The sequence below is a fragment of the Leifsonia sp. NPDC077715 genome (assembly GCF_040686855.1).
In the GTDB taxonomy this organism is placed as follows: Bacteria; Actinomycetota; Actinomycetes; order Actinomycetales; family Microbacteriaceae; genus Leifsonia.
In genome coordinates, this window is sequence record NZ_JBFBOG010000001.1 from 747,662 (window position 1) to 759,877 (window position 12,216).

Here is a 12,216-nt window from a genome sequence, read left to right on the forward strand (position 1 = left end):
GTAGAACGCTTCGCGTTGCGCCGGGCCACTTGCTCCGCACGCTTCTCTTCATACGGCGAACGATCGCGCTGTTCGGCGTGCTCGCCACCCCGACCCGCCGCGGCACGACGCCGCGCGGGTCCCCTGCCGGAAAGGCACCCCCATGACTTCACCGACTTTCGCCGAGCTGGGCGTCCCCGCCCCGCTCGTCGCCGCCCTCGCGGCCGATGGCAAGACCACGGCGTTCCCCATCCAGAAGGACACGCTCCCCGACGCCCTCGCGGGCAAGGACGTTCTCGGCCGCGGCAAGACCGGCTCGGGCAAGACCATCGCGTTCGCCCTGCCGCTCGTCTCCCGCCTCGGCACCGTGCTCGCCGGCGGTCGCCGCCGCGCCGGGCGTCCGCTCGCGCTCGTGCTCGCCCCGACCCGCGAGTTGGCCACGCAGATCGCCGCGACCTTCCGTCCGCTGGCCGACGCCTACTCGCTGCGCGTCTCGACCGTCTTCGGCGGCGTCTCCCAGAACAAGCAGGTCGCCGAGCTGAAGGCGGGCGTCGACATCCTCGTCGCGTGCCCCGGCCGCCTCGAAGACCTCATGAAGCAGGGCTTCGTGTCCCTGGACGCCGTCGAGATCACCGTGCTCGACGAGGCCGACCACATGGCCGACCTCGGCTTCCTGCCCGTGGTCACCCGCATCCTCTCCGCCACCCCGACCGACGGACAGCGCCTGCTGTTCTCGGCGACCCTCGACAACGGCGTGGACAAGATCGTCAACCGGTTCCTGCACTCCCCCGTGCTGCACTCGGTCGACGACGAGACCAGCCCGGTCGAGGCGATGACCCACCACGTGCTGCAGGTGGACACCCCGGACGAGAAGAAGGCGCTGGTCGAGGCGCTGGCGTCGGGCACCAGCCGCCGCATCCTGTTCACCCGCACCAAGCACCAGGCCAAGAAGCTCGCCAAGCAGCTCACCGCGTCCGGCATCCCGGCCGTGGACCTGCACGGCAACCTCGCCCAGAACGCCCGCGACCGCAACCTGGCGGCGTTCGGCGACGGCAGCGTCAAGGTGCTGGTGGCGACGGATGTGGCCGCGCGCGGCGTGCACGTCGACAACGTGGAGCTCGTGGTCCACGTCGACCCGCCGGCGGAGCACAAGGCGTACCTCCACCGCTCCGGCCGCACGGCTCGCGCGGGCAGCGCGGGCGACGTGGTGACCGTGATGCTCACGGCGCAGGCGGACGACGTGCGCACGCTGCTGCGCAAGGCCGCGATCAGCGCGGCCCCGCAGCGGGTGACGGCGACGTCGGCCGTGGTGACGGAGCTCGTGGGCGACGTCGCCGCGAAGGTGGCGCCGGCGCCGGTCCAGCGGCCCGCGACCGGCGGCGGAACGTCGCAGGGCGCGAACGCACAGCGGAAGCGGGCGCGTCGCGCCGGCGGCGGCGCGGGCGGCACGGGTGCGGGCAACGGCTCCGGCCGTTCTGCCGGCGGCTCGGGCAACGGCTCCGGTCGTGGCGCGGGAGCGGCCGGCTCCAACCGCACGTCCGGCGCGAACGCCGGCTCCGGGACGGGCAACGGCGGCTCGCGTCGCCGCGGCCAGCGTCCGGCGCAGCAGTCCTCCGCCGCGCACGGCGGCGGCCAGCACCGCGGCGCCCAGGCCGGTTCCGGCTCGCGCGACGGCGGCCGCGCCGGCGGCGCCGGGCGCTCGACCGCCGCGCGCGCCGACGCCTCGACGAGCCGCGGCCGCGGCTCGCGTCGCGCGCAGGGCTGATCCCCCCATCGAGTACGCAAAGAGTGCACGCCCGGACCCGGTCCGGCGTGCACTCTTCGCGTACTCGGGGGTGGGGTGCCCTCGCCGACCGGACCGACCCACCGTCGAGTACGCAAAGAGTGCACGCCCAGAGCGCATCAGGCGTGCACTCTTTGCGTACTCGATGGGGGGTCAGGGCGCCGGGGAGGTCGCGGCCAGGCGCTCGACGCCGGCGATGACGCCGTCGACGAGAACGGCGTAGCTGCGGTCGAGATCGTCCGGGAGCCCGAATCCGCCGCCCAGCTCCAGCGTGACGAAGCCGTGGATGGCGCTGCGCAGCATCCGGACCGCGTCCACCAACTCGTCGTCGGGCAGGCCGAAGCCGCGCAGCACGCCCGCGAGCACCGCCAGCGTCTCGGCCGAGCGGGCGCTGAGCTCGTCGTCGGCCGGGTCGGATCGGTCCGCCGCCACCTGGGTCGCGGCGTAGCGGCCGGGTTGCCTGCGGGCGAAGTCGCGCATCGCGTCCGCCGCCGCCCGGATGGCATCCGGTCCGGCGCGTCCGATGGTCGCGGCCGCGAGCGTCCGGGTCAGTTCGGCGACGGACTCCGTCGCCACCAGCCGGCGCAGGTCGCCGAGCGAGGCGACGTGCTTGTAGAGGCTCGGCACGGCGACGCCGGCGCGGCCGGCCACCGCGGCCAGGGTCAGCGTGTCGAAGCCGGCGGTCCCGCCCTCGTCCACCACGTCCACCGCGACGGCCGTGACGGCGGCACGGGTGAGCCCAACCCTAGGCATTCGGCTCCGCCCAGGCCGCGCCGTCGGCCGAACGGCGCGACTCCACGAAGGCCAGCGTCGGCGCGACCGTGAAATCGGGCCGCTGCGCGTGCGGATAGTGGGCCGCCTCGGGGACGCGCACGACCTCGACGCCCTGCTCCTGCATCCACGTGCGCTCGGCTTCGATGTCGCGGTAGTCGGGGTCCAGGTCGCCGACGAAGGCGAGCATCGGCACGCGCACCTCGCGCACGCGCGGTGCGACGGGCGCGTGGGTCAGCTGCAGCGTCAGGTGGCGGAAGGCGGCGAGCCTGCCCGGCTCGGACAGGGACGCGCGGATGGCGGCGACGTGCTCGTCGAGCCAGGGGGCCGTGCGCCCGCGGTTGAGCGTGCGTCGGTAGTAGCCCGCCCAGGCGGAGACGCCCCACGGCCGCACGAACATCGCGCGGTACATCGTGTGCACAAGCCCGGTCGCGGCGCGTCCCATGGCGGGGTCGCGCAGGAGCGGTCCGTAGAAGGCGAGGCCTGCGAACAGGTCGGGACGCTCGGCGGCGGCCCACGCTGCGGCGGCGGAGCCCATGGAGTTGCCCAGCACGACCGCCGGGCCTCCCAGTTCTTCGATGAGGGCGATGAGGTCGGCCGCCGTCGCCAGGTCGCCGAACTCGCGGAAGGTGGTGTCCGAGTCGCCGTGGGCACGCAGGTCGGTGACCGCGACGCGGAAGCCCGCCGCGACGAGCGGACCGACGAGTTCGCGGAAGCTGGAGCGGAGGTCGCCCATGCCGGGGACCGCCACGACGAGAGGCCCATGCCCCTCGACGGTGTAACTCACGCGTCCCTCGGGACGCTGCAGGAAGTGGACCTGCGAATCGACGGAAGTGTTCATAGCCATAAAGCTAACACTATTAGCTTTATGGCACAAGCACATTCCGAAATCGGTCCGTGAGCCGTCAGCCGATACGTCCCAGTGACGCCATCGCGGCCTTGACCAGCGCCCCGCGCCCGCCTTCAAGCTCCTCGGTGACCGTGAGGGACGTGGCCTCCTCCGGCGTCATCCAGGTCAGCTCCAGGGCGTCCTGCCGCGGCTCGCACGTGCCGGTCACAGGGACCACGTAGGCCAGCGAGACCGCGTGCTGACGCTCATCCACATACGGCGAGACGCCCGGCAGCGGGAAGTACTCCGCCACCTGGAACGGCACCGGGCTCGCCGGCAGCTGCGGGAACGCCATGGGGCCGAGGTCTTTCTCGAGGTGCCGGAACAGCGCCTCCCGCAGCGTCTCGCCGTACATCACGCGGCCGGAGACCAGCGTGCGCGTGATCTCGCCGACCGCGTTGGCGCGCAACAGGATGCCGACCTCGGTCACCTGTCCGAGGCCATCGACCCGGACGGGGACCGCCTCGACGTACAGCAGGGGCAGCCGCCCCCGGATCTGCGCCAGCTCGAGGTCGGAGAGCCAGGCCGGGCCGGGCTGCGGGCCGTTGCCGGGGAGCGGGTCGGGAGTGGGATCCGGATCCGGGGTGCGAACGCTCATGCATGAATCCTACGGAAGGCGACCATCTCGTCTACGGGGCACAGCGGGATCTGTGGATGGGCGGCACTCCGACGGGGGCTGTGAACGATTCCAGGTTCCGGCGCAGAATGGAGGGTGCCGTTTCCCGCCCCCGACCTCCGCATCGACCGCGATGCCGTGCTGTGGTCCGCGTCCGAACGCGATCGCGCCGGCCGTCCGCTGCTCGTTCTCATGCACGGTTACGCGTCGGATGAGGCCGATCTCTTCGGCATCGCGGCCTACCTGCCGCTGGAGCCGGTGATCGCGTCCCTGCGGGCGCCCATCCCCGAGGGCCCCGGTTTCGCGTGGTTCTCCCGCTTCACCAACGTCCCCGGCGATCCGCTCGCCGGCAACGCGGACGCTGCAGCGCGCGCCGTCCTCGATTGGCTCGACGAGCAGCCGGCCACGCCGACCGGGCTGCTCGGCTTCTCGCAGGGCGGCGCGATGGCCCTCCAGCTGCTTCGCTTGGCGCCCGAGCGCTTCGACTACGCCGTCCAGCTGTCGGGGTTCGTCGTGAAGGGGGACCAGCCGGGGGACGCCGAGCTCGCCGAGACGCCCGTGCCGGTCTTCTGGGGGCGCGGCACGCTCGACGACACCATCCCCTCCGCGTCGCTCGACCGCACGACCGAGTGGCTTCCGGAGCACACGAGCCTCGACGCCCGCATCTACGAGGGGATGGGGCACGCGATCTCGCCGACGGAGCTGGGCGACATCTCCTCCTTCATCCGCACGCATCTGCCTCGCTGAGCGTTCTCCACAGGTCCGGGCGACAGCCCTGACAGTGTCGGTGGTCGGGTGGAGGATGGAGGGATGAGCGACGTGCTCGACCGATTCTCCCCCGCGACCCGCGAATGGTTCCGCGGGGCCTTCGCCGCGCCCACCGCGGCGCAGCAGGGCGCGTGGGAGGCGATCTCGCACGGCAAGCACGCGCTGGTGATCGCGCCGACCGGTTCGGGCAAGACGCTGGCGTCGTTCCTGTGGGCGATCGACCGGCTGGCGAGCGAGCCGCGGGCCGCCGACGCGAAGCCGGTCACGCGCGTCCTCTACATCTCGCCGCTCAAGGCGCTGGGCGTCGACGTCGAGCGCAACCTGCGCGCGCCGCTGGTGGGCGTGACGCAGACGGCGAAGCGGCTCGGGGCCGAGCCTCCGCACGTCAGCGTCGGCGTGCGCTCGGGCGACACCCCGGCCTCCGATCGCCGGGCGCTGCTGAGCAGCCCGCCGGACATCCTGATCACGACGCCCGAGTCGCTGTTCCTCATGCTGACGTCGCAGGCGCGCGAGACCCTGACCTCGGTCGAGACGGTCATCGTCGACGAGGTGCACGCGGTCGCCTCGACCAAGCGCGGCGCGCACCTGGCCCTGTCGCTCGAGCGGCTGGACCAACTGCTCGAGAAGCCTGCGCAGCGCATCGGCCTCTCGGCGACGGTGCGTCCGCCGGAGGAGGTGGCGCGGTTCCTGGGCGGCCAGGCACCCGTCGAAGTGGTCGCGCCGCCCGCCGGCAAGCGCTTCGATCTGCGCGTGGTCGTCCCGGTCGAGGACATGAGCGAGCTCGGCACCTCCACCTACGCGAGCGAGAACCCCGGAGACGGCTCACCGCCCCAGGCTGGCTCGATCTGGCCGCACGTCGAGGAGGCGATCGTCGACCGCGTGCTCGAGAACCGGTCCACGATCGTGTTCGCGAACTCGCGGCGCCTGGCCGAGCGGCTGACCGCGCGCCTCAACGAGATCTACGAGGAGCGGCTGCTCGGCGGCGAGGTCGACGACGCGGGCGCACGCCGGGCGCCGGCCGAGCTGATGGGAGGCTCCGGCCAGACCCGGGGCTCGCAGGCCGTCGCCGACGAGGACACGCTGGTGCTCGCCCGAGCTCACCACGGCTCGGTCAGCAAGGAGCAGCGTGCGCTGATCGAGGACGACCTGAAGACGGGCCGCCTGCGCTGCGTCGTCGCCACCTCCAGCCTCGAGCTCGGCATCGACATGGGCGCGGTCGACCTGGTTATCCAGGTCGAGGCGCCCCCGTCGGTCGCGAGCGGACTGCAGCGCGTCGGGCGCGCGGGTCACCAGGTCGGGGAGATCTCCCGCGGCGTCGTGTTCCCCAAGCATCGGGCCGACCTCATCCACTCGACGGTGGCCACCGAGCGGATGACCGCCGGGCTCATCGAGTCGCTGAAGGTGCCCGCGAACCCGCTCGACATCCTCGCGCAGCAGACGGTGGCGGCCGTCGCGCTCGAGCCGGTCGACGCGGACGACTGGTTCGACGCCGTGCGCCGCAGTGCCCCGTTCTCGACCCTGCCGCGGAGCGCCTACGACGCGACGCTCGACCTACTGGCCGGGCGGTACCCGTCCGACGAATTCGCCGAGCTGCGGCCCCGCATCGTGTGGGACCGCGACACCGGCACCCTGACCGGCCGGCCGGGCGCGCAGCGGCTCGCAGTGACGAGCGGCGGCACCATCCCCGACCGCGGGCTCTTCGGCGTCTACATGGTCGGCGAGAAGGCCAGCCGCGTCGGCGAGCTCGACGAGGAGATGGTCTACGAGTCGCGCGTCGGCGACGTGTTCGCGCTCGGCTCGACGAGCTGGCGCATCCAGGAGATCACCCACGACCGCGTGCTGGTGACGCCCGCGTTCGGCGAGCCCGGACGCCTGCCGTTCTGGAAGGGCGATGGGATCGGCCGGCCCGCAGAGCTCGGACGCGCGGTCGGCGCGTTCACCCGCGAGCTGAGCACCGCCTCCCCCGCCGACGCCGAGCTTCGCTGTGTCGAGGCAGGGCTCGACGCCTGGGCGACGAACAACCTGCTGGCCTTCCTGCGCGAGCAGAAGGAGGCGACGGGTCACGTGCCGACCGACCGCACCCTGGTGGTCGAGCGGTTCCGCGACGAGCTCGGCGACTGGCGCGTGGTGCTGCATTCCCCGTTCGGCATGCAGGTGCACTCGCCGTGGGCGCTCGCGGTGCAGGCGCGTGTGCGCGAGCGATACGGGATCGACGCGGGCGCCATGGCGGCCGACGACGGCATCGTGGTGCGCATCCCCGACACCGAGGCGCAGCCGCCCGGGGGTGAGCTGTTCGTCTTCGAGCCGCAGGAGCTCGACGAGCTGGTGACGTCGGAGGTCGGCGGGTCGGCGCTGTTCGCCTCGCGCTTCCGCGAGTCGGCGGCGCGGGCGCTGCTGCTGCCCAAGTACAACCCGGGCAAGCGCTCGCCCCTGTGGCAGCAGCGGCAGAAGGCGGCGCAGCTGCTCGACGTCGCGCGCAAGTATCCGACGTTCCCGATCATCCTCGAGACCATCCGCGAGGTGCTGCAGGACGTCTACGACCTCGGCGCGCTGACCGACATCGCGAAGCAGATCGAGCAGCGCAGCATCCGCCTGGTCGAGGCCGCGACCGAGACGGCGTCGCCGTTCGCCCGGTCGCTGCTGTTCGGATATGTCGCCGCGTTCATGTACGAGGGCGACAGCCCGCTCGCCGAGCGCAGGGCGGCCGCGCTGTCGCTCGACGCGGGCCTGCTGGCGGAACTGCTCGGCCGCGCCGAGCTGCGCGAACTGCTCGACCCGCAGGTGATCGAGCGGGTGGAGCTGCAGCTGCAGCGCCTCGCGCCCGAGCGCCGCGTGCGCGGTGTGGAGGGCGTGGCCGACCTGCTTCGGCTGCTGGGTCCGCTGTCGGTGGACGAGGTCGCGGAGCGGCTGGAGGCCGAGGGCGGCGCAGCGGGGGTGGCCGGCGCCGAGGTGGATGGGGACGCCGACGACGCCGACGCCGCGGTTGCCGCACCGCACGCCGATCGCGCGACCGCCGCCGCCCATCTCGCCGCTCTGGTCGACACGCACCGCGCCCTCGCGGTCTCGATCGCGGGCACCGAGCGCTTCGCCGCCATCGAGGACGCGTCCCGCCTGCGCGACGCGCTCGGCGTCCCGCTTCCCATCGGCGTGCCGCTGGCGTTCATCGAGCCGGTCGACGACCCGCTCGGCGACCTGGTCAGCCGGTTCGCGCGCACGCACGGTCCGTTCGAGACCGCCGACGTCGCGTCCCGGCTCGGGCTCGGGCCGGCAATCGCCCACGACGCGCTGCGCCGCCTCGCCCGCGACGGGCGTGTAGTCGAGGGCGAGTTCTGCCCCCATGCGCAGGGCAGCGAGTGGAGCGACGCCGAAGTGCTGCGGCGGCTGCGGCGCATGTCGCTCGCGGCCCTACGCCACGAGGTCGAGCCGGTCGACACCCCCACCTTCGGGCGCTTCCTGCCCGAGTGGCAGCACGTCGGCTCGACGCTGCGGGGGGTGGATGCGGTCGCCTCCGTGATCGAGCAGCTGGCGGGTGCGCGCATCCCCGCGTCCGCATGGGAATCGCTGATCCTCCCCAGCCGCGTCTCCGATTACAGCCCAGCGATGCTCGACGAGCTCACCGCCACGGGCGAGGTGATCTGGGCGGGTGACGGCAGCCTCCCCGGCGACGACGGCTGGATCAGCCTGCACCTCGCCGACTCCGCCCCGCTGACCCTCGCGCCGCCGTCCGACCACGAGCCGGATGAGCTGCAGCGCGGAATCCTCGACGCCCTCGGCCGCGGCGGCGGGTACTTCTTCCGGCAGCTGTCCGACGCCCTCGGCACCGAGCGGGGGTCGGCGATCGACGACTCCGAACTGGTGACGGCGCTGTGGGACCTCGTCTGGGCGGGCCAGGTCACCAATGACACGCTCGCCCCGCTCCGCACGCTGACCGCGGGCGGCTCCGGCGCGCACAAGCGCCCGCGCCAGCCGACCCGCGCGCGGATGTACCGGGGACGCGTCCCCACCCGTTCCGCGATGGTCACCCGGATGGGACCGCCGACGGTCGCCGGCCGGTGGTCGCTGCTTCCCGAGCGGGACCTCGACTCGACCGTCCGCGCGCACGGTCAGGCGGAGACGCTGCTCGATCGCTACGGCGTCGTGACGCGCGGCTCGGTGATGAACGAAGGGACTCCCGGCGGCTTCGCCCTCGCGTACAAGGTGCTCAGCGGCTTCGAGGAGACCGGGCGCGCGCGCCGCGGCTACTTCATCGAAACCCTCGGCGCCGCGCAGTTCGCCAGCGGTGCAACCGTGGACCGGCTGCGGTCGTACGCGCGCGACCACACTCAGGAACGGCCGAACCAGGCGATCGCCCTCGCCGCGACCGACCCCGCCAACGCGTACGGCGCCGCCCTGCCGTGGCCCGCCGTGCCGGGCGAGATCGGGACCGGCCACCGGCCCGGGCGGAAAGCGGGCGCCCTCGTGGTGCTGGTCGACGGCGAGCTGACACTCTACGTCGAGCGCGGAGGCAAGAGCCTGCTCTGCTTCGTCGATCCCGGCGCCGACGGCGCGGATGAGACGGCAGGCCCCATCCTGCGCGCCGCCGCACGCGCTCTGGCCGCGCTGGTGACATCGCGCCGGGTCGACAAGCTGGCCATCGAGACGGTCAACGGCGAGTTCGTGCTCGGCTCACCGTTGGGCGACGCGCTCTCGGAGGCCGGCTTCCTCGCGACACCGCGCGGATTGCGGCTGCGCGGATGAGACCGTGCGTGGAGGCGGCCCGGCGCGTGACGGGGACGCACCGTGCCTGAAGGGGACACCGTCTACCAGGCGGCACGGCGACTCGACCGCGCCCTTGCGGGCAAGGTTCTGACTGAGACGGACTTCCGCGTTCCCGCCTACGCGACCGTCGATCTGTCCGGTCAGCGGATGGACGAGGTGGTTCCGCGCGGCAAGCACCTCCTGATGCACGTCGGCGAGCACACCATCCACAGCCACCTCAAGATGGAGGGCTCGTGGGAGGTGTACCCGCCGGGCGGCCGCTGGCGGCATCCCGGCTACCAGGCGCGCGCCGTCCTCCGCACCGAGGACGCGCAGGCCGTCGGCTTCCTGCTCGGCGTCCTCGAAGTGCTCCCCCGCGAGCGGGAGGACGAAGCGGTCGGCTACCTGGGCCCCGACCTGCTCGGCCCCGACTGGGACGCCGACGAGGCGTTGCGGCGCCTGCAGGAGCATCCGGAGGTCCCCGTCGCAGTCGCACTGCTCGACCAGCGCAATCTGGCGGGCCTCGGCAACGTCTATGCGAACGAGCTGTGCTTCCTGCGCGGGATGCTGCCCACGCGCCCGGCCGGCGAGACCGACCTCGCCGCCGCCGTCGACCTGGGCCACCGGCTGATCGTGGCCAACCGGGACCGCCCGCTGCGCGTCACCACCGGCGACACGCGCCGCGGCCGCAACACGTGGGTCTACGGACGGAAGGGGCAGCCGTGCCGGCGGTGCGGGACGCCTATCCGCTCGGACTCGCTCGGCCGCACCGAGCTGGAAGAACGGGTGACGTACTTCTGCCCGGTGTGCCAGACGTAGGCAGCACCGGGCAGAAGCGGGTCGTGCGAGGGAGGGTCAGGCCGCCGCCTCGTCCTCGTCCACCTCGGCCGCCGCGCGGACGGTCTCGAGCGCAGCGGACCACGACTCGAGCTGGTCGAACAGCGGCGTGAGCGCCGCGGTCTGCTGCTCGGTCGGCTTGAGCTGCCAGTTCTCGAAGTCGTGCGCCAGGCTCAGGCCCACATGGGCGCTGACGGTGGCCACCTGGAGCTGCGACAGCACCAGGCGCAGGTGCTCGACCGCGCGGGCGCCGCCGAAGACGCCGTAGCTGACGAAGCCGGCCGCCTTGTTGAACCACTCCGCGCCGACGTAGTCGATCGCGTTCTTGAGGGCACCGGAGGTGCTGTGGTTGTACTCGGGGGTGACGAACAGGTAGCCGTCGAACTCGGCGATCTTCGCCGCCCAGGCCTTGGTGTGCTCGCCGGCGTACTGCCCCATGACGGCGGGCATCGCCTCGTCGAGGTGCGGCAGGTTCCACTCCGCCAGGTCCACGAGCTCGTACTCGACGCCCGTGCGCTTAGCGGCGTTCTCGTACACCCAGCGGGCGACGGCCTCGCCGTTGCGTCCGGGGCGCGTGCTTCCGATGATGATCGCGATCTTCGTCATGTCAGCCTTCCTTTTGATGACGTGTCACCCATTCTGAACGATCCCGCCGCGAGATGCATTCCCGGTAGGCTCGCGGCATGTCCGACGACCGCGCCGACCGCAGGGACGACGTCCACCTCCCTGCCGATGCGACCGAGGAGGAGCGGCGCGAGGCCGGCGACCGGCTCCGGGAGCGCATCTACGTGACGTTCACGGCGTTGGCGATCCTCATGGCACTGAACGCACATGGCGAGCTCGACTCGCCCACCGTGCTGTGGACGCTCGTCGTCTCGGTCGTCGGCGTGCTGCTGGCCGGGCTGGCCTCCGACATCGTCTCCCACATGATCGTGCACAGCGGACTCCCGTCGGCGAAGGAGTTCCGCCACATGGTCGCGGTCTCCTCCCGCGCACTCGGTGTGCTGGTGGTGCCGGTGATCGCCGTCGCCCTCGCCGTCTTCGACGTCATCGAGGACCGCACCGGCATCACGATCGCGATCGTCGCCCTCATCGTGGCGCTGCTCGTCATCGCCCGTATCGCCGTCTCGCGCACCGGCCTCTCCGGCTGGCGGCAGCTCGCCGCGATGACGGTCCTGGCCGCGCTGGGAGTCCTCGTCGTGTTCCTCGAGGCGCTCGTCCACTAGCCGACCCGGGCGTGTCAGGATGGGCTATGGCCACCGCGCAGACCCGTCCGGACCCGAGGAAGCTGTCGGACGACGAGCTGGAGCTGTTCCGCACCTTCCACCTGATGCGCCGCGGCTTCGACCGCACCCTGGATGCGCAGCTCCAGCACGACGACGGCATCTCGATCTCCGAACTGGAGGTGCTGATGGCCCTCACCCGCGCGCCCGGTCGGCGGCTGCGGGTGCGGGACCTGGTGGATGCGACCGGCTGGGAGAAGAGCCGCGTCTCGCACCAGGTCAGCCGGATGACGGCCCGCGGGTTCGTCGAACGGCAGGAGTGCGCGGAGGACCGCAGGGCCACCTGGATCCACCTCACCGGCGACGGGCGTCGGGTGGTCGTGCGGGCGCTGCCGAAGCACTCGGCGACGATCCGCCGCATCCTGTTCGACGCCCTGTCGCCCGAGCAGCAGGACGAGCTGCTGGGCATCGCGCGGACCATGAACGCGGCCATCACGGCCGAGGACTGCGCGCCCTCCGATGACTTCGACGACTGAGGGTTCTCGCAGGTCGCGTACATCGCAGGTCGTAATTCTGCTGGGAAGCGCTCGCGGATTCGCTGGTCATTCGTCGG

At 72.6% G+C, this 12,216-nt stretch carries 10 protein-coding genes; 6 read left to right on the forward strand and 4 right to left on the reverse strand.

What is annotated here, in order from left to right:
- Positions 1-142: 142 nt before the first annotated feature.
- Positions 143-1,744 carry a DEAD/DEAH box helicase gene (locus AB0P25_RS03705; RefSeq protein WP_363805442.1) on the forward strand — a complete coding sequence of 534 codons (1,602 nt, stop codon included), beginning with the start codon at positions 143-145 and terminating at the stop codon, positions 1,742-1,744.
- A 171-nt stretch (positions 1,745-1,915) separates the two neighbouring features.
- On the opposite strand, the gene AB0P25_RS03710 is transcribed toward AB0P25_RS03705, so the two are convergent.
- The 3 genes from AB0P25_RS03710 to AB0P25_RS03720 form a co-directional block, all read right to left on the reverse strand.
- The gene (locus tag AB0P25_RS03710) at positions 1,916-2,515 is read right to left on the reverse strand and encodes a TetR-like C-terminal domain-containing protein (RefSeq protein WP_363805443.1); all 600 of its coding nucleotides are present in this window, start codon (positions 2,513-2,515) and stop codon (positions 1,916-1,918) included.
- Positions 2,508-3,374 carry an alpha/beta hydrolase gene (locus tag AB0P25_RS03715; RefSeq protein ID WP_363805445.1) on the reverse strand — a complete coding sequence of 289 codons (867 nt, stop codon included), beginning with the start codon at positions 3,372-3,374 and terminating at the stop codon, positions 2,508-2,510. The genes AB0P25_RS03710 and AB0P25_RS03715 overlap by 8 nt, the downstream gene beginning before the upstream one ends.
- Positions 3,375-3,438: 64 nt before the next feature.
- Positions 3,439-4,020, reverse strand: a complete 582-nt coding sequence (locus tag AB0P25_RS03720) for an NUDIX hydrolase family protein (protein ID WP_363805446.1) — start codon at positions 4,018-4,020, stop codon at positions 3,439-3,441.
- Positions 4,021-4,134: 114 nt separating this feature from the next.
- Here AB0P25_RS03720 and AB0P25_RS03725 point away from each other — a divergent pair, with 114 nt between their 5' ends.
- From AB0P25_RS03725 to AB0P25_RS03735, 3 genes are all read left to right on the forward strand, one after another.
- A complete protein-coding gene (locus AB0P25_RS03725) occupies positions 4,135-4,785 on the forward strand; it encodes a dienelactone hydrolase family protein (protein ID WP_363805448.1) in 651 nt (216 codons plus the stop codon).
- 63 nt (positions 4,786-4,848) lie between these two features.
- The gene (locus AB0P25_RS03730) at positions 4,849-9,543 is read left to right on the forward strand and encodes a DEAD/DEAH box helicase (protein WP_363805449.1); all 4,695 of its coding nucleotides are present in this window, start codon (positions 4,849-4,851) and stop codon (positions 9,541-9,543) included.
- A gap of 42 nt (positions 9,544-9,585) precedes the next feature.
- Complete coding sequence (locus AB0P25_RS03735) at positions 9,586-10,362, forward strand: DNA-formamidopyrimidine glycosylase family protein (RefSeq protein WP_363805451.1); 777 nt, start codon at positions 9,586-9,588, stop codon at positions 10,360-10,362.
- 36 nt (positions 10,363-10,398) lie between these two features.
- On the opposite strand, the gene AB0P25_RS03740 is transcribed toward AB0P25_RS03735, so the two are convergent.
- On the reverse strand, positions 10,399-10,986 hold the full coding sequence (locus AB0P25_RS03740; RefSeq protein WP_363805452.1) for an NAD(P)H-dependent oxidoreductase: 588 nt from the start codon (positions 10,984-10,986) through the stop codon (positions 10,399-10,401).
- Positions 10,987-11,063: 77 nt separating this feature from the next.
- On the opposite strand from AB0P25_RS03740, the gene AB0P25_RS03745 reads away from it, so the two are divergent.
- On the forward strand, positions 11,064-11,606 hold the full coding sequence (locus AB0P25_RS03745) for a hypothetical protein (protein ID WP_363805454.1): 543 nt from the start codon (positions 11,064-11,066) through the stop codon (positions 11,604-11,606).
- A gap of 26 nt (positions 11,607-11,632) precedes the next feature.
- The gene (locus AB0P25_RS03750) at positions 11,633-12,139 is read left to right on the forward strand and encodes a MarR family transcriptional regulator (RefSeq protein WP_363805455.1); all 507 of its coding nucleotides are present in this window, start codon (positions 11,633-11,635) and stop codon (positions 12,137-12,139) included.
- Positions 12,140-12,216 lie beyond the last annotated feature (77 nt).

Coding starts and splice junctions, on each gene's coding strand:
- AB0P25_RS03705 (WP_363805442.1), top strand. CDS start 143: ATGACTTCACCGACTTTCGCCGAGCTGGGCGTCCCCGCCCCGCTCGTC.
- AB0P25_RS03710 (WP_363805443.1), bottom strand. CDS start 2,515: ATGCCTAGGGTTGGGCTCACCCGTGCCGCCGTCACGGCCGTCGCGGTG.
- AB0P25_RS03715 (WP_363805445.1), bottom strand. CDS start 3,374: ATGAACACTTCCGTCGATTCGCAGGTCCACTTCCTGCAGCGTCCCGAG.
- AB0P25_RS03720 (WP_363805446.1), bottom strand. CDS start 4,020: ATGAGCGTTCGCACCCCGGATCCGGATCCCACTCCCGACCCGCTCCCC.
- AB0P25_RS03730 (WP_363805449.1), top strand. CDS start 4,849: ATGAGCGACGTGCTCGACCGATTCTCCCCCGCGACCCGCGAATGGTTC.
- AB0P25_RS03740 (WP_363805452.1), bottom strand. CDS start 10,986: ATGACGAAGATCGCGATCATCATCGGAAGCACGCGCCCCGGACGCAAC.
- AB0P25_RS03745 (WP_363805454.1), top strand. CDS start 11,064: ATGTCCGACGACCGCGCCGACCGCAGGGACGACGTCCACCTCCCTGCC.
- AB0P25_RS03750 (WP_363805455.1), top strand. CDS start 11,633: ATGGCCACCGCGCAGACCCGTCCGGACCCGAGGAAGCTGTCGGACGAC.